This is a genomic window from Microbispora sp. NPDC046933 (assembly GCF_040644635.1).
Taxonomy (GTDB): Bacteria; Actinomycetota; Actinomycetes; order Streptosporangiales; family Streptosporangiaceae; genus Microbispora.
The window spans coordinates 56,017-76,046 of the sequence record NZ_JBEYWW010000026.1 but is presented as its reverse complement, the minus strand read 5'-3'; the positions used below and the strand labels follow the sequence as shown (position 1 = coordinate 76,046).

Sequence of the window (20,030 nt, the reverse complement as noted above, 5' to 3'; positions counted from 1 at the left end):
GCCGAGCAGCCGCGTCAATGCTCTCTATTAAGAAACTTTCCTTTTAATGAGCCCTTAAGGCGGGCTTGATCAGGCCAGCAGCCAGCCGTACAGCCAGGCGAGGAACGCGAGGCCGGTCAGAGCTGGGACGATCCGGGCGGCGGCGGCGTTGAGCCGGAACGCCTCGACGATCGACAGCCCGGTGGAGACGAGGGCCAGCAGGCCATACCAGGCCAGGGCGTGCGGCACCCCGATCGCCAGCGTGGTCCCGTCCTGGATCGCCGACAGGCTGAGCGCCGACAGCCCGCACAGCACGACGCCCGCCAGACCCGCGAGCGCGCTCAGCCCGCCGCCGCGCCTGCGCAGCAGGGAGACCAGCCCCACGAGGAGCTGGACGGCCGACACGAGCAGGAAGGCCGCGGGGACCGCCAGCGGGATCGGCGACCGGGACAGCCGGTAGACCGACGACGTGAGGAGCAGGTCGCCCGGACGCACGACCGGGTACGGCGCGGCGCCGGGGTCGCAGGCGCGGGCCGTCGCGGCCGGGTCGTCGAGGAACGCGGCGATCATCTGCCGGCCGCAGCCGCTCGCCAGGAACACGGCGTGCCCGACCCCGGCGAACTCCGCGAACCGCGCGCCCGGCACGGCCGACACCGCCTGACGCGCGGCCTCCGGCGGGGTGGTGGGGTCGTACTGGCCGCCCAGGACCAGGATCGGCGTCGCCCCCTCCGGCGAGGCCCCGCCGTCCGCGCCTGCGGCGCCGCCCGAGCCGTCCGCGCCTTCCGCGCCTGGGGTGCCCCCAGAGCCCTCCGCGCCTGCGGCGCCGCGCGAGTCCTCCGCGCCTTCCGCGCCTGTCGTGCCTTCCGCGCGGGTCGTGCCGTCCCCGCCTGTCGTGTCCTCCGTGCCTGGGGTGCCCTCCGACGACGCGGGGGTGACTGACGCGTGCGGGGCCAGGAGGTCGGCCTCGGCCCGCGCGGCCGGCAGACCCCAGGCGTCGCAGACCGCCGCGTCGACGACTCCGGTGAACAGCCGGGGGCCCCGCGAGTCGGGGAAGGAGTTGTGCGGCACCTCGTCCTGGCACTGGACGGCGTAGTACAGGCCCCACTCGTGCGAGGTCAGCCCGTCGCCGGCCGCGTCGACCAGGGGTTGCAGCAGTTCGGCGCGCCCGGAGGCCAGCCCGTCCACGAGGGCGGGCACGATCGGGATCACATCGGTCTCGTGCAGCGCCTCGCCGAGGATCGTCGCCACGTCGTCCCCGTTGAGCCGCACCGTCAGCCGCTTGCGGGTGAGCGGGTCCCGGGTGTCGTACGCCGCGGGGTGGGCGTTGAGCGCCTTCACCATGGCGTCGAACCGGGCGGCGACCCCCAGCTTGGTCATCGTCGCGGAGAGCGCGGCGGACGACTCGTCGTACCAGCGGGAGCCCGCGGGAAGCAGGGAGTCCAGCACGACCCCCCGGGTGCCCTGCGGGTCGCGCGCCGCCGCCAGCAGCATCGGGCGGGTGGAGTAGCTGACGCCGAACAGGTACCACCGCGGGTAGCCCAGCGCGGCCCGCAGGTCCACGACGTCGGCCGCGATCTCGGCGGTCCGGTAGCCGCGCAGGTCGACGCCCTCGCGCTCCAGGCGCGACTGGCAGGCCAGCGCCTGCCGGGCGAGGGGGGCGGTCTCGGCCGTCGCGGACCCGGGCGTGCGCAGGGTGTCCACGACCCCGCGGACGATCTCGGGGCAGCTCAGCCTGGGCTCGGAGTAGCGCCCGCCGCGCTGTTCGAGGACGACCACGTCGCGGCCGGGGAACATCTGGCTGAGGAACCCGGTGAGCTGGAGCGAGCCCGATCCCGGCCCGCCGCTCATGTAGACGACCGGGTCGGAGGCCTGCCCGCCTGCCTGCGCGGGCGCGCGGTGCACCGCGTAGCCGACCTTGATGGTCCTGCTGTTGGGGACGTCACGCCGCTCGGGGGCGAGGAGGTAGCCGCAGGTCGTGCCGGACGGCACGGCGACGGGGCAGGGGTGCTCCTCGACCGACCCTTCCGCCGCCCGCTTGCGGTGAACCGCCGGCGCCGGGCCGGTCACCGCGTGCTCCGTGCCCCGCACCGTCCCGGGCCACGCTGTCCCGGCCCGCACCGTCCCGGCCCCGTCACGGACCGGCGCCGCGAGGGCCGCCGACCCGGAACCTCCCAGAAGCATGAGCGCCGCGGCGAATGCCGTGACGGCCGCTCCACGCGAACTCCGCAACCGTCAGCCCCGTCCCGCGAACCCGGCGATATCCGCAGAAACCTTAGCGTGTTCGTCGGTCATCCCGCCCCCATTCGTCCAAGCGCTCCCATTTTGGACGATCATGGGATGGCTCCCGGTTTCACCGGGGCCGTGCGGTGCTCTCCCGGACCACCAGGTCGGTGGACAGCTCGACGCGGCGGGCCTCCGTGTTCTCGCCCCGGCCCATGGCCAGCACCATGCGCGCGGCCAGCGCGGCCATCTCCTCCAGGGGCTGGCGCACGGTGGTCAGCGGCGGCCACGCGGACCGGGACAGCGGCAGGTCGTCGAAGCCGACCACGCTGAGGTCCTCGGGCACCCGCAGGCCCCGTTGCCGGGCCGCCTCGAACACGCCGAACGCCTGCATGTCGCTGCCGGCGAAGATGGCGGTCGGAGGGTTGTCCAGCGAGAGCAGCGCGTGACCGGCGTCGTGGCCCGAGTTGACCAGGAAGTCGCCGTACCGGATGAGCTCCGGGTCGATGGACACCCCGGCGGTCTCCAGCGCGGCGCGGTAGCCGTCGATCCTGGCCCGGCTGCACAGCATGTCCGGCGGACCGCCGATCATGCCGATCCGGGTGTGGCCGAGGTCGAGGAGGTGGCGCGTGGCCGCGAGGCCGCCGTGCCAGTTGGTCGCGCCGACCGACGCCACGCCGGGCGGCGGCTCACCCTCGGGGTCGACGACGACGAACGGGATCGAGCGGGCGCTGAGCTGGCCCTGCTGCCGCACCGAGAGCCGGGAGCTGACGATGATCACACCGTCCGTGCGCCGCGCCGCGATGCGCTCGAGCCAGTCACGGCCGGGGCCGGCGTGGGTGTGCAGCACGGAGATCACCACGCTCGCGGCGGCCTCGTGCGCCGCCTGCTCGGCCCCCCGCACCAACTCCATGGCCCACGGACTCTCGATTTCGGCGAACACCAGGTCCAGTAAACCGACCGGGCCGTCGCCCTGACCCGTCCTGCGCTGGTACCCGTGCTTCTGCAGGAGGCGCTCCACCCGCTGACGGGTCTCCGGCGCCACCTCGGGACGGCCGTTGATCACCTTGGACACGGTCGGAACGGAGACTCCGGCCTCCTCCGCTATCTGGGCGATGGTCACCCGCCTCTTCACTGGCATGAAGCAGATCGTAGCCGAAAGTTTCGGGATACCTGAACCGGTTCCCCCTGATGAGACGCCAGACCGTCCTGATCAAGCCCCGAGCGCCCTTGACGCTTAACCTCAGCTTTACTTATTCTCCGGACCACGAAACATTCGGATACTAGCCGAAACTTTCAGAAGCGGTCGACGGAGGAGGAGGCGGGGGTCGTCGCCCTCCCGCCACGCCGCCTTGTTTCGTGGATTCGCCTGGTTTCGTGGAGTCGCCTGGTTTCGTGGAGTCGCCGGGTTCGAGAAGTGAGGAGAATCGATGACGCTGCTGCGCGTGTCCGGATCCCGGCTGGTGGACGAGACGGGCGACCCGGTCAGGCTGCGGGGGGTCGGCCTGGGCGGCTGGCTCAACATGGAGAACTTCATCACCGGATACCCGGCCAACGAGTCCTCGATGCGCGCGGCGGTGCGGGAGGTGCTCGGCGAGGAACGCTACGAGCTGTTCTTCGACCGCTTCCTGACCTCCTTCTTCACCGAGGCCGACGCCGACCTCCTGCGGGACATGGGCGTCAACTGCGTACGGATCCCGGTGAACTACCACCACTTCGAGGCGGACGACCGGCCGATGGAGATCATCGAGCGCGGCTTCCGCCATCTCGACCGGGTCGTCGACATGCTGGGGGAGCGCGGCGTCTACAGCGTCATCGACCTGCACGCCCTGCCCGGCGGCCAGCACCAGCACTGGCACAGCGACAATCCCACCCACGTCGCGTTCCTGTGGCAGCACCGGCACTTCCAGGACCGCGTGGTCAACCTGTGGGAGGCCCTCGCGGACCACTACAAGGACAACCCGTGGGTCGCGGGCTACAACCCGATCAACGAGCCGGGCGACCCCACCGGACAGGTGGTCGGCCCCTTCTACGACCGGCTGGTGAAGTCGCTGCGCGCGGTCGACCCGGGGCACGTGCTCTTCCTCGACGGCAACACCTACGCCACCGACTTCTCGATCTTCCGGGAGGTCTACGAGAACACGGTGTTCGTCTGCCACGACTACGCGCTGGCCGGGTTCGCCCACGGCGGCCCCTACCCGGGCTTCACGCGGGGCGAGTGGTGCGACCGCGACGAGCTGGAGGACACCTTCGCCCGCCGCACCGCCTTCCAGCGGGAGACCGGCACGCCGATCTGGGTCGGCGAGTTCGGGCCCGTCTACACCGGCGACCCCTCCGTGGACGAGCAGCGCTACCAGATCCTGCGCGACCAGCTGGAGATCTTCGACGCGTACGAGGCCGGCTGGTCCATCTGGACGTACAAGGACGTCGGCCTGCAGGGCCTGGTCTGCGCGGGCGAGCCGTACATGGAGCGGTTCGGGCCGTTCATGGCGAAGAAGAAGCGGCTCGGCGCCGACCGGTGGGGCTCGACGATGGAGGAGACGGCGAGCGAGCTCGCGCCGCTGCACCGACTGATCGACACCGAGTTCCCCTCCTGGGACCCTTACCCGTGGGGCGCCCGCTACCAGACCGACGACCTCATCCGGCACATCCTGATCGCCCAGGCGTTGCTGCCCGAGTACGCCGAGCTGTTCCGCGGGCTGGACGACGACGAGCTGATCGAGCTCGCCGACTCCTTCGCCCTGTCCCGCTGCACGCGGCGCGAGCCGTTGATCCGCCTGCTGACCGACAACCTGGCCGCGCGCTAGCGCGGCACGAGGAGACCCCCCGATGCGCAGCCTCCGTTCCCTGGCGGCCGCGGCGATCCTGTGCCTGTTCACGGGACTGCCGGTGGTCGCGGCGAGTGCGACACCCGCCGACGCCGCGGCCGTGCAGGTCGCGAAGTACGACTTCGAAGACGGCACCACCCAGGGATGGGGGCCCAGAGGCGGCGGGGTCGAGGTCGGCGCGACCTCCGACGCCGCGCACTCGGGGTCGCGCTCCCTGCTCACCTCCGGCCGCACCGCCACCTGGCACGGGGCGTCCATCAGCCCGCCCTTCCAGAAGGGCGTCACGTACCAGGTCACGGCGTACGCCCGGATGGTGAGCGGGGAGCCGTCGAGCACGATCGCGCTGACCGTGCAGCGTACGCCCGACGGCGGCGACACCACCTACGAACGGGTCGCCGCCGCCACGGTGACCGACGGCGGCTGGGCCGAGCTGTCGGGCACCTACTCCTTCGGCGCCGACTCCACCGGCCTGCAGCTCTACGCCGAGAGCTCCGAGGCCACCGCCGGCTACTACATCGACGACATCGTCATCACCTCCGACACCGACCCCGCGCGCTCGGGCCTGAGCACCGACTTCGAGACCGGCACGGCCCAGGGCTGGTCGCCGCGCGCCTCGGCGTCCCTGGCGGCCACGACCGACGCCGCGCACGGAGGCTCCCGCGGCCTCGCGGTGACGAACCGGTCGGCCTCCTGGGACGGCCCGGCGATCAGCGTGCTCGGCAAGATGGCCAAGGGGTCGAAATACACCCTGTCGGCCTGGGTGCGCCTCGGCCCGGACACGACCTCGGGCAACCTCGGCCTGTCGATCGAGCGCCGCACGAACGGCACACCCAGCTACGAGCGGGTCGCCGCGCCGAAGGCGATACCGGCGGGGCAGTGGGTGGAGCTCACCGGCACCTACACGCTCGCCTACGACGTGGACTTCCTCAGCGTCTACGTGGAGTCCGACACCGGCACGTTCCCCTTCCACCTGGACGACTTCACGCTCACGTACGTCGAGCCCAAGCCGATCCAGACCGGCATCCCCTCGCTCAAGGACGAGGTGCCGTTCACGCTGGGGGCGGCCGTCGCCCGCGCGCAGACGCTCGGCGAGCACGGCGACCTGCTGCTCAAGCACTTCGGCGGGGTCACCCCCGGCAACGACCTGAAGTGGGACGCGACCGAGCCGCGCGAGGGCGAGTTCTCCTTCGCCGAGGGCGACTACCTGGTGAACTACGCCGTCCAGCACGGGTTGACGTTCCGCGGGCACACGCTCGCCTGGCACAGCCAGACGCCCGACTGGGTGTTCAAGGACGGCGACCGCGACCTCACCTCCTCGCCGGAGGACAAGGCGCTGCTGCTGAAGCGGCTGGAGAACCACGTGAAGACGCTGGTCGGCCGTTACAAGGGCAAGATCGCCGTCTGGGACGTGGTCAACGAGGTCGTGGACGAGAACCAGCCCGACGGCCTGCGCCGGTCGAAGTGGTTCCAGATCACCGGCCTGGACTTCATCCGCACGGCCTTCCGCGTCGCGCGCGAGACCGACCCGGCCGCCAAGCTGTTCATCAACGACTACAACACCGAGTTCCCCCGCAAGCGGCAGGCGCTGTACGGCCTGGTGAAGAAGCTCAAGGCCGAGGGCGTGCCCATCGACGGCGTCGGTCACCAGCTCCACCTCAACATCGAGCAGCCGCCGGCCTCGGACGTCGAGGACACGATCTCGACGTTCGCCACGCTCGGGGTGGACCAGCAGATCACCGAGCTGGACGTGAGCGTCTACCCCGACTTCGTCTCCACGTACGACGAGGTGCCGGCCGAGGTGCTCGCCGAGCAGGGCTACCGCTACAAGGAGCTGTTCGACGTCTTCCGCAGGCACAAGGCCCAGCTCAGCTCGGTCACCGTATGGGGCCTGGCCGACGACGCCACGTGGCTGTCGACCTTCCCGATCACCCGGCTGAACGCCCCGCTGCTCTTCGACGACGAGCTCCAGGCCAAGCCGGCGTACTGGGGCATCGTGGACCCGGTGAAGCTGCCGCCGCTGGTGCGCAGGCTGGAGGCCCCCGCCGCGACGCCGAAGGTGGACGGCGGGCGCGACCTCGAATGGAACCTGCTGCCCGACGCCCCGATCGCCCGCGTGGGTGACGTGTCGGCAGGGTTCCAGGCCCGCTCGTCGGCCACGTGTCTGTACGTCCTGGCCGAGGTGCGCGACCCGAGCGCCGACCGGAACGACCGGGTCACGTTCACCGTCGGCGGCACGGCGTACGCCGTCCGGCGCGACGGCGGCCACCCGCGCGGCGTCGACGCGGCCGTGAAGAAGACGGCAGGCGGATACCGGGTCGAGGCGCGGCTGCCGATCGGGACCGACGTGACCGTGGCGGTCACGGACGTCTCCGGCGACTCGCAGACCTCCTGGACCGGGAAAGTCACGGCCACGCCCGCGGTGAAGCTGACCACCGCGCCCCGCCGTCAGCCCGTGGTCGACGGCACGGTCGACCGGGTCTGGGCGGCGGCGCCGGAGATCCGCACCGCCACGTGGATCCAGGGCACGTCGGGGGCGACCGCGCGGGCCCGGGCCCTGTGGAGCGGCGGCACGCTGTACCTGCTGGCGCAGGTCGCCGACCCCACGCTCAGCGAGCAGTCGGCCAACCCGTGGGAGCAGGACTCCGTCGAGTTCTTCGTGGACCCCGGCAACGGCAAGACCAAGGGCTACGGCGACGACGACGGCCAGTATCGGATCAGCTTCTCCGGGAAGACGTCGGTCGGAGGTCCGCTCGACCCCGCCGCCATCGCGGGCAACCTGACGGCCGCCGCCAAGGCCGTCCCCGGCGGCTACGTGGTCGAGGCCGCCGTGAAGCTGCCCACGGTCACGCTGGAGGACGGCACGCTGCTCGGCTTCGACGTCCAGGTCAACGACGCCACAGGCGCCGCCAGGACCGGCGCGGTGACCTGGAACGACGCCACCGGACAGGGATACCGGGACACGAGCCACTGGGGCGTGCTGCAACTGCGGCACTGAGGTCGCACATCGGGTTCACACTGAGCTCCGGCATCGGATCGGACACCGGAGCCCGGCGGACGGGGCCTGGCGCAGGGAGGCCCCGCGCTGAAAGGCTCTGGCGCACCGTGCCGGTGCCGGACGGCCCGGTTCCCCGCATGGGGGACCGGGCCCGTCACGTTCGAGGAAGGGACGAATGATCGACGACGTCGACGGGTGGGAGTACCGGAACCCCGTCATCCCCGGGTTCCACCCCGACCCATCGGTGTGCCGGGTGGGCGAGGACTACTACCTGGTCACCTCCAGCTTCGAGTGGTTCCCAGGCGTGCCGATCTTCCACAGCCGCGACCTGGTCAACTGGCGGCAGCTCGGGCACGTGCTCGACCGCCCGTCCCAGCTCGACCTGGACGGCATGCGGCCCTCGGGCGGCGTCTACGCGGCCACCATCCGCCACCACGAGGGCGTCTTCTACGTCGTCACCACCCTGGTGGACGGTCGGGGCAACTTCGTCGTCACCGCCACCGACCCCGCGGGCCCCTGGAGCGAACCCCGGTGGCTGCCCGGAACCCTCGGCATCGACCCCTCGCTGCTGTTCGACGACGACGGCCGGGTCTGGCTCACCGGCACCAGGGAGAAGGACGCGGGCCGCTACCCCGGCGAGACCGAGATCTACCTCGTGGAGCTCGACCCGGCCACGCTGGAGCCGCGCGGCGAGGAGCGGGTCGTCTGGGAGGCCGCCCAGCGGGGCGCCGTGTGGTCCGAGGGCCCGCATCTGTACAAGATCGGAGGCAGGTACTACCTGCTGACGTCGGAGGGCGGCACGTCGTACGACCACGCGGTCGTGGTCGCCAGGGCCGACCACGTCACCGGGCCGTACGAGCCGAACCCGCGCAACCCGATCCTCACCCACCGGCATCTCGGCCTCGGCCATCCCATCGCCTGCACGGGCCACGCCGACCTGGTGGAGACCCAGGACGGCGAGTGGTGGACGGTGCTGCTGGCCACCCGCCCGTACGGCACCCCCGGCGACCTGGGCGCCGGCAACCTGAGAGGCGACAACCTGGGCAGGGAGACGTTCCTCACCCGGGTCTCCTGGGAGGACGGCTGGCCGGTCGCCGCGCAGGTCGCGCCCGTGGCCGCGGGACCCGCGCTGCCCGAGCACCGCTGGCCCGCCGTCCCCGCCTGCGACCACTTCGACGCCGACCGGCTCTCGCCCGTATGGAACCACCTGCGCACCCCGCGCACGCCCTACTGGAGCCTGGGCGACAGCCGCCTGCGGCTGCGGCTGCGGCCGGAGACGCTGGCCCAGCGGGTCAACCCGAGCCTGGTCGCCCGCAGGCAGCAGCACATGGACTTCGCCGTCCACGCCGCGCTCGACTTCACGCCCGCGGCCGGGGAGTGCGCCGGGCTCGCGCTGGTGCAGAACGACGACCACCACGTGCTGCTCGTGCGGACCGCGCGCGGCCTCGAACTCGTCCGCAGGAAGGCGGGCGGCGACGACCTGCTCGCCTCCGTACGGGTGCCCGGCCAGCGGCGGCTCTACCTCGGCGTGGAGGCGCGCGGGCAGGCCTACCAGGCCAGGTACGCCGTGGCGGCGGGGGAGTGGACCGACCTCGGCGACCCGGTGGACGGCAGGATCCTCAGCAGCGCCGTGGCCGGCGGCTTCACCGGTGCCTACATCGGCATGTACGCCAGCTCCAACGGCCGTCCGAGCTCCAACGTCGCCGCGTTCGACTGGTTCGAATACCTGCCGCTCAGCCCGTGACCCCGGGTGGCTCAGCCCGTGATGCGGCGGAGGGCGGAGCCGGCCGCCCGCACCGCCAGGGCGGGCGAGAGCCGTACGAGCCGCCAGGTGGCGCGGGCGGACGCGGGCGCGACGATGAGCGCCTGGTTCCTGGCCACGCCGCGCAACACGTCGCGGGCGAGCGACTCCACGGGATACAGGCGGCCCTGGGCGGCCCGTACGGCCGTCGTACGCGCCCGCAGGCCGATCTCGGTCTGCGGCAGCCCGGGGTTGGCGTTGTCCAGCAGCGGGGTGTCGGTGAACCCGGGGCAGACCACGCTGACCTTCACACCGTGCGCCGCCGCCTCGGCCCGCAGCGCGAGCGACAGCCCGACGACGGCGTGCTTGGTCGCGGTGTACGGCAGCATCATGGGCGCGGGGGTCAGCCCGGCCAGCGACGCGGTGTTGACGATGTGCCCGTAGCCCTGCTCGATCATGAGCGGATAGGCCGCGTGCACGCCGTGGACCACCCCGCGCAGGTTCACGTCGATCGTCCGGTTCCAGTGGTCGAGCGTGAACTCCTCGGCGCGGCCGCCCACCGCGATGCCGGCGTTGTTGAACAGGAAGTCGAGCCGCCCGTGCTCGCCGGCGACCCCGGTGACCAGTTCCCGTACGGCCTGCGCGTCGGAGACGTCGCACACGACGCCCGCGCAGCCGAGTTCCTTGGCGGCGTCGTCGGCGCCCCGGACGTCGGCGATCGTGACGTGGACGCCGCGCCGCACGAGCTCGGCGGCGACGGCCCGCCCGATCCCGGACGCCCCGCCCGTGACGACGGCGGTCTTCCTCACGCGCTGCTCCTCGACGCTTGAGCCTTCGGCTCGTCCCAGATGCCCATCGCCCGCCACAGACGGCGGCTGACCGGGTTCATCATGCCCAGATCGGCGCAGAGCTCTCTCGTCCTGGCCACCGAGTCGCGGGTCTGCGCGGCCGTCTCGGGGTTGTCGAGGTAGACCTCGCGCACGACGTCGTCCGGGATCCGGAACGCCCTGATCATGGAACCGGGCGGGGACAGCATGATCCGTGCCATCAGGCCGATGACCAGCGGCGTGAGCACGCTCAGCGCGAAGCGGCGGTGGCGCGGCATGCGTGGCACCCGCCGGCGCAGGTAGTGACGGGCGAAGGAGATGTGCCGCGCCTCCTCCGCCACGTGGATGCGCATGATGGTCTCCTCGAGCGGATGCCGGATGCGTCCGCTCTTGAGCGTCGTGCGCTGCACGTGGTCGATCGGGTCCTCGCCGCCCAGCACGAAGACGAAGAACAGCTCGGTGGAGATCAGCGGGATCCACGGCACCACCTGGGCGAGCAGGCTGAGCGGCCCGGGTATGCCGCGAATGGGGAGCTTCGTGCGGTTCACGAACTCCTGGAACATCATCCCGTGATGGCCCTCTTCGATCGTCTCGTGGTAGACGTACCGGAACTCGGGGGAGCCGTTCGGCAGCCGGTAGGCGTAGTTGAGCAGCCCCCGCTTGAGCAGGTTCTCGAACTGCAGCCCGATCTTCATCGCGGTCGCGACCCGCCAGAGCCCGATGCGCGCCCTGACCTCCGGCGGCCGGCTCCGGTACCAGGGATGGCCGCCCAGCCTGTCGGCCGGCGGCAGCTCCCACCGCGGGTCGGCCTGGTCCACGTGGAACTCCGGGTCGTCCCAGGGGATGTCGACGTACGGCTCCCAGTGCTTGTCGACCGACGCCTTCGACAGCCGCTCGATGACGGCCTCGTACGCGCTCCGGTCGGCGACGTGCTCGTCCTTCTCCCTGGTCGCGGTGGTCTTCGGTGCGGCGGACATGCGGCCCTCCCTTCCGGCGCCGCAATTGTACGGCCCATCCAATAGCTCGGGAAGGGGCGCCGCGAGGCGACTCGGCGGAATTCCCGGTCGGCAAGATTTCCGCGCGGTACAGTTCGGCGAGGTCACCGGTGTGTGGCCTTCTTGAACGGCCCTCTCTCGCCTACTGTCGAAGCGAGGGGACGGCGAACTGGGAGCCCGCGTGCCTGAGACCTGCGACGTCGTGATCATCGGTGGTGGCGTGATCGGCTGCGCGATCGCGCACCGGCTGGCCGCGGGGGGCACGAGCGTGGTGCTCGTGGACGCCGGGCAACGTCTCGGGCTCGGCGCGTCCGACGGCGCGATGGGCGGCATCCTGACCCAGACGGAGCCCTCCTGCCTGGGCCCGCTCAGCACCGTCATCAAGCGCAGCCGCGACATCTACCCGGACTGGCTGGAGGAGATCCGCGCCGCCTCCGGCGTCGAGGTCCCGGTGCTGGAGGGCGGCGACATCCAGGTCGCGCTGGACGAGACCGAGATGGAGCGCCTGGAGTCCAAGGTGCTGCCGCAGTGGAAGAACTCGCCGTTCGCCGTCGAGCGGCTGACGGCCACCGACGCCAGGAGGCTCGAGCCGCTGCTGAGCGAGCGCGTCGTCGGAGGGTTCCTGCTGCCGCAGGAGCTCGCGCTCGACCCGCGGGTGCTCATGGCCGCCCTGGCGGGAGCGGTGCTGTCGGGTCGTACGCCGATCCGGGTGCTGAACGCGGTGCGCGCCACCGACCTGCGGACCGGGCCCGGCGGCGTCGAGGTGGACCTCCACGACGGCCGCCGGGTGTCCGCGGAGCAGGCCGTCGTCGCGGCCGGCCACCTGAGCGGGGTCTTCCTGCCGCGCCACCGCGCCCACCTGTTCCCCATCAAGGGCGTGGCCTTCGACGTCCGTCCGCCCGGGGCCGTCACCTACCCGCTGAGCCACCACATCTTCGCGGAGATCAGGCAGGACGGCCGGGAGTACTTCCCCTATCTCGTCCCCCGGCACGACGGCAGGGTGGCCGTCGGCGTCACCTACGAGGAGAACGTGGGGGACGTGACGGTGACCGCCGCGGCGATCGAGGAGATCCGGCGGGGCGTCGCCGCTCTCATGCCCAAAGCCGCGACCTGGCCCATCGGCCGGCGCTGGGCCGGGCTGCGGCCGGGCAGCGCCGACCACATGCCCATCCTCGGCCACGTGGACGACCACGGCCGGGTCGTGGCGGCCACCGGCCACAGCGGCCTCGGCGTCACGCTCGCCCCCGTCACGGCGGAGCTGGTGGCGGCCCTGGTCGCCGGGACCGCCGGCGCCCGGGAGAGGGAACTGCTGGCCGTCTGCCGGCCCGACCGCGAATTTCCCGCTACGCCGCCGGCGTCGCCGCTCCCCACAGCTCGCTGAACCGCTCGGCCCGCTCCCGCACCCTCTCCTGGTCCTGTACGAGGATCGTGCTGTGGATCACCGGGGCGATGCCGTCGCCGACCTGCGGGGCGGGGTTGGACTCGTAGTAGACGACCCCGTCGAACAGGATGAAGTCGGACAGTGAGCCGCGCAGCAGGGGCGGTGCGTCGGCGAGGAGGAGCGTGCGCACCTCGATCCCGACCGTGGTCTGCCACTTCCACACCCGGCGGAACGCCTCGGAGTCGAGCCGCTCGGACCGATCCACCACGAACACGCGGCGCACCCGCACCCCGCGCTGGACGAGGTCGCGCTGGAGCTTGACGTAGCGCTGCCCGAGGTCGGTGTGCCAGAAGCCGCCCTCGAACTCGGTGTCGCGGGCGTCCACGCTGCTCAGGCTGATCGCGTCCAGGCTGACCCGAGTGTTGCGCGCGAGCGCGAGCAGCCAGTCGCGGTCCTCGCCCTCGTACAGCGCGTACCTGCCGTCGGCCAGCTCGCCGAGGAACTTCGCCATCCGGGTGACCTCGTGGTGCACCAGGCTCTTGACGAGGTCGGGCATGTCGTCGCGGATCTTGGCGGCGTTCTGCACCAGCTCGGCCACGCCCCTGGTCTGCAGCGCCGACATCTCCATGAGGCCGAACAGCTTGCTCGCCTCGTTGATCCTCGAGAAGCTGTCGGCCACCAGGTCGTGGGTCTTCGTATGCTGCCTGCGCTGCTCCTGCAGCACGGTCTCGAGCTGGTCGTCCACGTCCACGAGGAACTGCACGACGAAGACGACGCCGCTGATGAACGTCGCGAGCAGCAGGCTCCACGGGTCCTCGTTCCGACCGTGGATGAGGGCGTTGCTCACGAGGTAGGTCACGCCGCCCACGAGCATCGTCACGAGGACCTTGCGCACGATCCTCGGGACGAGCGCCCGGGAGGGCTCGGGTTCTGCTCCGGTCACGGTCACCTCCGTCCGGCTTCGGCGGTCGCGCTGAGCAGGGCCAGGGTGTTCATCGCGACCTGGTCGCGGACCCGGTCGACCAGGGAACGCCACTGCCGGGTGAACCCCGGCCGCCGCTCCAGGCTCTCCCAGAACGGCGTCAGCCACTCCTCGACCCGGGCGGCGGGCATCCACAGGTGCAGGAGGTGGTCGATGGCGGGTGCCAGGCGGGCCACCGCCTGGGCTCCCGGCGTCGCGCCGATCCGCGCCCGCTCGACGATGACCAGCAGCGAGGTCAGCAGCCAGTCGTGCGTCGCCAGGTCCTCGCACAGGTCGACCACGGCGGGGGTGAACGGGCCGGGATGCGTCAGGCGCAGCGTCCGCTCCTGCTCGGTGTGCAGGGTGAACCGGACCGACGGCTCGCCGGTCTCGGCCACCCACCGCAGGCTCGTCCGCGGGATCTTGAAGGGGGCCCGCCGGTCCAGCACCGGGGACGCCTGGACGAGGTCGAGGAAGCGCCCGCTGACGGCACCCAGATCGAGGCAGCCGGGCGCGGGATCGCCGGTGAACCCGTCGGCCAGGTCGGCCGCCTTCGCCTTCCCCAGGACCTCCACGACCCCCGGCCGGGCCAGGTAGTGCGACCAGGGCAGTCTGCGGTCGGTCTCCGAGCGCACCACCCGGACGTACGACGAGCCCTGGGCCACCCGGCCCCCGGTCACCGCGCAGCGGGACACGACCGTGCCGACGCCCCTGATCCGGGAACGGGAGGCGGCGGGCAGCGCGCAGTCCACCCCGGTCAGCCGCTCGGGCGACAGCGCGTGGACGATGGGACGGCGGGAGACGCGCACGGTCTCCCCGGCCATGAGCCCGAGCACCTGACGGCACGTCGACTCGGAGATCTCCCCGGAGTTCTGCAGCAGCCCGGTGTGGACTTCCCCGATCACCAGCATCGGGCCTCTCAGACAAAGACGTAGGAGATGCGGTCGACGAGCTCTTCTTCGAGCCGGACTCCCTCGCTCTCGCTCCGGGTGGCGACCTGCCGCAGGACCTCGTCGTCCACCGCGACCTGGCTCAGGATCGTCCGTACGGCCAGCTCGACGGGCAGGAACCGGGGGGAGAGGACGGACAGCGTGGTGTACGCGCTGAACGGCGCGGCCTGGGGGTTGAGCCGGACGACCGCGGGCAGCCCGTCCCAGTCGCGGGGCCAGCCGCCGTCCAGGTCCACCGGCGGGAGCGGCACCCGGCCGTCGCTGCGCAGCAGCCCCAGCCGCAGGAGCTGCCAGACGGCCGCGAGGAAGGGGCACGACCAGGTGCGCCGCGGCCCCTTCTCGTCCCACAGCTCGACGTCCACGAAGATCGAGTGGCCGCGCTTGGCGTTCTGCGCGGGCGGCTCCCACGGCCGGGCCTTGCCCATCGCCTGCAGCGGCGCGGTGCGGGGCGAGCGGGAGCCGTTGCACAGCCAGCCCGTCTCCTTCACCGGCGGGCGGGACCCGTCGGTCTCCGGCGGCGGGTCGTCGACGAGCCGGTCCTCCACCAGCCGGGCCAGCTCGACGCCGCCCGATTGGGCGCAGGCCGACTCGCGGGCCAGGTAGTCGATGGACAGGTCGTGCTCGGCCGCCGCCTCCAGGACCATCGGCACCAGCTCGGCCGGGGTGCTGAAGCGGCTGAAGTAGTCGTCCACGAGGAAGCAGGTGCTCACCCGGGCCCGGCCCCCGGGCACCCGCTCCCGCCATAAGGACCGGACCGTGGCGAGCCACGGCGCGACCCTGCGGAACTGCTCGCGCAGCCGGTCCGGGCCCGCCTCGAAGTCCTCCATGTAGAGGTGCCCGAGCTCGACGGACACATGGGAGAGGGGGACGGAGGCGATCCTGCGCTCGGCCGCCACCTCGCCGAACGTCGCGTGCACCGGCGTCACAGGCCCTCCCACGCGCTGTCGTCGACGATCTTCTTGGCGAGCTCGTCGAACGCGGCCGCGGTCTCCGCGTTGGCGATCTTGCTGGCGAGCACGTCCTCGTCGGTGATGAGCTGCTCGCGCCACTGCAGGACCGGGTCCAGCGGGATCTTGCCGAGCATGGCCGTACGGCCGACGCCGTGGCGGCCGGCCAGCTCGCGCAGCTCGCTGTCGCACGCGCTCAGCCAGGCACGCTGCTCGTCGCGCAGCCCGACCAGCTCCGCCGCGTCCGGTTCGAGCACGGCCGTGCGCACGAAGCGGATGCGGTCGCGCAGGTCCTCCGGGTCGTGGCCGAACCTGGTGCCGACGTCGAGCAGCCCGTCGGCGCCGGTGACGAGCCCGTCGGCCGCGATGATGTGCTGGCGCGTCCAGCGGTGGAAGACCAGCCAGCGGAACGGGATGGCGGGCATCCGCACGGTCGCCGCCAGGACCAGCTCCGCGGTGAACGATCGGCCGGCGCTGACGTCGACCATGCACAGGTCGAACTCCTCCTCCAGCCGCCCGAACAGCTGGACGCAGCGGCCGACGATCTCGTCGGTGAGGGCCGACAGCTCGCCGCCGCCCTCGCTGCCCGGCAGCAGCACGAGACGTCCCGCGCCGGGCGGGCGGGTGCGCAGTCCCTCGCGGTCGGACTCGGACCACACGTCCACCCGCCGCGGCTGCGGGCACTCGCCCCGCAGGTATTCGTGCAGGCCGTTCTCGCGGGTGCCGCGCGCCACGGCGCTGACGCTGAAGATGGCCCCGGCGGTCGGCGAGCCGAAGTCGAAGTCCAGGTAGCAGACGTTGTTGCCCTGCAGGGCGTGCCGGTACACGATGTTGGTGCCGGTGACCGAGCGCCCGGTCCCGCCCTTGTCCGAGATCGCGAAGACCAGCATTCAGATCGCCTCCGACGCGCTGTCGCGGGCGGCGGCGAGGCGTTCGAGGCCGAGCAGGGCGTCGTTGATCAGCGCCTGTGCGGTGGCCGGCCGGTCGCTGACGATCGCCCGGGCCCGCTGCAGCGACGCCTGGATCGAGCGCAGCTTGGGCTGCACCGTCTGCCCGCCCACCAGGGGCCGGGTGACCAGCTCCTGGTCCAGCAGGTGTTCGGCCTCTCCGAGCATCTGGAGGGCCAGCTCGACGAGCTGGGGGCTGCGCAGCGGCGGCTCCCCGCTGGACGTCGCGGCGGAGACGAGGAACTCGATGACCCGCTCGCTGAAGTACCAGGACGGCTCCTCCTCGTGCACCTGGACGTCGGCGAAGACGTTGCCCGGCTGGTCCCACAGGCCGGCGGCCGGGCCGTCCGCGTGGCGGCGCAGCATGATGTGCCGCCAGATCTGGTCGGCGAGGGCGAGCAGCCGCTCGCGCATCCGCGTGTTCTGCGCGATGGAGGCGGCCCAGATGGTCCGTTTCAGCAGCGTGATGGCGAAGTCGGAGACGACCCAGAGCAGGTGGGGGCCGAGCGCGTCGCTGCCGTGCAGGTTGATCGGGACGCCGGGGGAGTGCATGAGCACGGGTGGGTCGCCCGGCACCGCCCTGCGGGTGATCCTGGCGCGGATGGCCAGCTCCTCCAGCACGGCGGCGACCCGGCCGAGGTCGACGTCGGCCGCCCGGTTGTTGACCAGGCTCTGCACCACCATGGCGGTGACGCCGAGGCTGTAGTAGTCCGACTCCTTCTCGTCGACCGTCCGCCAGGGGATGTCCTCCAGCGGCCAGGTGCCCCGGCCGTACGTCGCGATGGTGCGCCAGTAGGACTGGGTGAGGTCCCAGCGGCGCTGGATGGCCTGGGCGAGGGTGATCTGGTCGTCGTTGAGCAGGCTCAGGACGCGGGTGCGGGCGGAGAACAGGTCGGCGATGCCGACGAGGGCGTTGACGGTGAAGTACAGGAACGGCGTGTCGGCGGCCACGCCCTTGGGCTGGGGGCCGATGTCGAGCGGCGTGACGATGTCGGGGGCGTCCTTCACGATGCCCCACGTCCAGCCGCACTCGAACAGCAGGTTCTCGTTGTCCAGGTCCACCTGGCTGCCCGAGCCGATCGTCAGGTCGCGCAGGCCGGCCCGTACCGGCCGCAGCTCGCGCCGCAGGTCGTCGAGCACACGGCGGGTGGGCGCGCCGGTCTGGTTCACGGTGCGCAGCAGGGCGCGGCCCGCCGTGGAGCCGGGGTCGAACGCGTTGACGGTGAAGCTGCGCAGCAGGCCCGCCATCGCGGCCGACAGCCGTTTGCTGGCCAGGTCTTCCAGCTCGCGGATCTCGCGGCGGATCGACTCGCGCCGCACGCTCTGGCGGAAGACCTTCAGGAAGCCGAGTGTGCCGAGGGCGAGCGTGACCGACATCGAGAAGGAGTCGACCACGTCGAGCTGGAGCTGCTCGGGGGTGACCTTCGTCTCGTCGTCCACCGAACGGAAGTAGCTGCCGCCGGAGAACAGCGGGCGGCCGTCGTCGGCGGTGTACGTGCGCAGGTACTGCCCGATGACCTTGAGCAGCAGCTTGGGGATCTCCACCGAGTCGCCGAGGACGGACAGCGCGGACAGCACGTCGTCGGCCGTCTCGTCCGGCGTGTCCAGGCGGAAGCCCGGCAGTTCGGAGGCCGGGTACATGAAGCACAGGAGCTGCTCCGCGTCGGAGATGGAGTTCGACCCGTCCCGGCCGCCCCACGTCCAGACGCCGCCCCGGTAGGAGGCGCGCGCGGCCGCCTCCCACAGCTCCAGAAGCTGCTGTCGCGGCTGGAGTTTCATTTGTGGCCCTCTCTGCGCTGCGCCCTCTTCATCGAGCCCTCTTCATCGAGCCCTCTGCATCGGGCCCTCTTCATCAGGCCGTCTTCGTCACACCCTTCTCCGTACCGCCGTCGGGGGAGAAAGGCACGCTCGTGTGGCCGGGCGGGACCGAGGCCGGGGTCCCCAGACCCTCCCTAGGGGTTTCCTTTTCCGAGTCAGGTGGAGACGGAACCACCACAACCCTTATACCATTGGATTCCAGCTCCGTCGCCTGGACCATCCGTGGTATTTCGTACACCGCCTGGTTGTCGTGATTGGAGAGATACCACAGAGAAAAACAGACATATATGTCCTAAGTCTGAGAGATATTTGAAATGTCCCAAACCGCGGCTCCAAGGGATATAACGGACTGTCGTCCCGCGCAGCCGCGGCCGGCGGCCGGAGCGGCGCGCAGGAGTGGGGCGGTCCTGGTGACCGGTGCGGGCATCGGCGCGGCGCTGCTGGAGCCGCTCGCCCGGCAGGGGCTCACGGTGCGCCGGCCGGCGTCGCCGCTGAACGAGGACCAGCTGGTGTGCGAGCTGCGGGGGGCGGTCGCCTACCTGCACGGCGGCGAGGAGCGGGCGACCGCGCGGGCGCTGCACAAGGCGCGCAAGACGCTGAAGGTCGTGGCCTTCCTCGGCGTGGGCTACGAGAACTTCGTCGACGTGGCGGCGGCCGACCGGCTGGGCATCGCCGTCACGAACACGCCGGGGGCGGCCACCGACGCGGTCGCGACGTTCACGGTCGCGCAGATCGTCAACGCCAACCTGAACCTTCCCCGGCATCTGGGCGCCCGGGTCCCCGGCTGGCAGGGCTCCGACGAACTGCCCCACGAGCTCGCCGCCCGCAGCGTCGGCATCATCGGCATGGGCGCGAACGGCCGGCGGATCGCGGAGATCCTGCGCCGGGGCTTCGGCGTCCGGGTGTCCTACTACAGCCGCACCCGCAAACCGGACGCCGAGCGGGACCTCGGCATCTCCTATCTGCCCCTGCTCGACCTGGCCGCGGGCAGCGACATCCTCGTGGTCATGGTGCCGGAGACCGGCGAGACCAGGTCGATGATCGACTCGTCGGTGATCGACCGGATGCCGGAGGGGGCGATCCTCGTCAACACCGCCCGCCCGGCCATCGTCAGTCCCGGCGCCCTTTACACCGGTCTGGAGAAGGGCCGCGTCGGCATGGCGGTCTTCGACGGGTTCTACGGCCACGAATGCGAGGAGGCCGCCGAATTGCGGCGGGATTTCCGTGAACGCCTTCTGATCACCGGGCACATCGCCTCCCATACCGCCGAGGCGATGGACCGGATGGTGCGCCAGGCCGTGCGGTCCATTGAGAATGTGCTGACGTACGGATCGGACGAACACGAGGTGGGATCGCGTCCGCGGCCCCCTTTCTGATACCCCGAGGAAAAAAATCCGGCACGCGGAACGGTAGGGCGATGCGTGGAAGGGGAAACCATTTG

Annotated in this window: 14 protein-coding genes; 5 read left to right on the top strand and 9 right to left on the bottom strand. The window is 71.6% G+C overall.

The features are described from left to right. Positions 1–69: 69 nt before the first annotated feature. A complete protein-coding gene (locus tag ABZ857_RS30260) occupies positions 70–2,046 on the bottom strand; it encodes an alpha/beta fold hydrolase (protein ID WP_357049372.1) in 1,977 nt (658 codons plus the stop codon). Between the two features lie 283 nt (positions 2,047–2,329). After that, positions 2,330–3,340: a LacI family DNA-binding transcriptional regulator gene (locus tag ABZ857_RS30255; protein ID WP_079316791.1), complete on the bottom strand. Its 1,011-nt coding sequence runs from the start codon at positions 3,338–3,340 to the stop codon at positions 2,330–2,332. A gap of 289 nt (positions 3,341–3,629) precedes the next feature. On the opposite strand from ABZ857_RS30255, the gene ABZ857_RS30250 reads away from it, so the two are divergent. The 3 genes from ABZ857_RS30250 (at position 3,630) to ABZ857_RS30240 (ending at position 9,766) form a co-directional block, all read left to right on the top strand. Further along, positions 3,630–5,006, top strand: a complete 1,377-nt coding sequence (locus ABZ857_RS30250; RefSeq protein WP_357049370.1) for a cellulase family glycosylhydrolase — start codon at positions 3,630–3,632, stop codon at positions 5,004–5,006. Positions 5,007–5,028: 22 nt separating this feature from the next. Further along, the gene (locus tag ABZ857_RS30245; protein WP_357049367.1) at positions 5,029–8,022 is read left to right on the top strand and encodes an endo-1,4-beta-xylanase; all 2,994 of its coding nucleotides are present in this window, start codon (positions 5,029–5,031) and stop codon (positions 8,020–8,022) included. A gap of 175 nt (positions 8,023–8,197) precedes the next feature. Further along, positions 8,198–9,766 (top strand): glycoside hydrolase family 43 protein, encoded by a 1,569-nt coding sequence (locus tag ABZ857_RS30240; protein WP_357049364.1) that lies wholly within the window; start codon positions 8,198–8,200, stop codon positions 9,764–9,766. A gap of 11 nt (positions 9,767–9,777) precedes the next feature. Here ABZ857_RS30240 and ABZ857_RS30235 read toward each other — a convergent pair whose 3' ends face one another. Further along, complete coding sequence (locus ABZ857_RS30235; protein ID WP_357049361.1) at positions 9,778–10,572, bottom strand: SDR family oxidoreductase; 795 nt, start codon at positions 10,570–10,572, stop codon at positions 9,778–9,780. Continuing rightward, positions 10,569–11,567 carry a diiron oxygenase gene (locus tag ABZ857_RS30230; RefSeq protein ID WP_357049358.1) on the bottom strand — a complete coding sequence of 333 codons (999 nt, stop codon included), beginning with the start codon at positions 11,565–11,567 and terminating at the stop codon, positions 10,569–10,571. Before ABZ857_RS30230 ends, ABZ857_RS30235 begins: the two co-directional genes overlap by 4 nt. 199 nt (positions 11,568–11,766) lie before the next feature. On the opposite strand from ABZ857_RS30230, the gene ABZ857_RS30225 reads away from it, so the two are divergent. Beyond that, entirely contained in the window at positions 11,767–12,966 is a 1,200-nt protein-coding gene (locus tag ABZ857_RS30225; RefSeq protein WP_357049355.1) for an FAD-dependent oxidoreductase, read from the top strand. Here ABZ857_RS30225 and ABZ857_RS30220 read toward each other — a convergent pair. The 5 genes from ABZ857_RS30220 to ABZ857_RS30200 are packed head-to-tail and all read right to left on the bottom strand — an operon-like array spanning position 12,929 to position 18,550. Further along, positions 12,929–13,909, bottom strand: a complete 981-nt coding sequence (locus ABZ857_RS30220; RefSeq protein ID WP_357049352.1) for a hypothetical protein — start codon at positions 13,907–13,909, stop codon at positions 12,929–12,931. The genes ABZ857_RS30225 and ABZ857_RS30220 overlap by 38 nt on opposite strands. Positions 13,910–13,911: 2 nt before the next feature. Beyond that, the gene (locus ABZ857_RS30215; protein ID WP_357049350.1) at positions 13,912–14,838 is read right to left on the bottom strand and encodes an SCO2521 family protein; all 927 of its coding nucleotides are present in this window, start codon (positions 14,836–14,838) and stop codon (positions 13,912–13,914) included. A gap of 8 nt (positions 14,839–14,846) precedes the next feature. Then, on the bottom strand, positions 14,847–15,803 hold the full coding sequence (locus ABZ857_RS30210; RefSeq protein WP_357049347.1) for an SCO2522 family protein: 957 nt from the start codon (positions 15,801–15,803) through the stop codon (positions 14,847–14,849). Then, positions 15,800–16,714, bottom strand: a complete 915-nt coding sequence (locus ABZ857_RS30205; RefSeq protein WP_357049344.1) for an SCO2523 family variant P-loop protein — start codon at positions 16,712–16,714, stop codon at positions 15,800–15,802. Before ABZ857_RS30205 ends, ABZ857_RS30210 begins: the two co-directional genes overlap by 4 nt. Next, on the bottom strand, positions 16,715–18,550 hold the full coding sequence (locus ABZ857_RS30200; protein WP_357049341.1) for an SCO2524 family protein: 1,836 nt from the start codon (positions 18,548–18,550) through the stop codon (positions 16,715–16,717). It lies immediately after the preceding gene. Positions 18,551–18,999: 449 nt separating this feature from the next. Between ABZ857_RS30200 and ABZ857_RS30195 the strand changes: the two genes are divergently transcribed. Next, on the top strand, positions 19,000–19,965 hold the full coding sequence (locus ABZ857_RS30195; protein WP_357049338.1) for a D-isomer specific 2-hydroxyacid dehydrogenase family protein: 966 nt from the start codon (positions 19,000–19,002) through the stop codon (positions 19,963–19,965). The last annotated feature ends 65 nt before the right edge of the window (positions 19,966–20,030 follow it).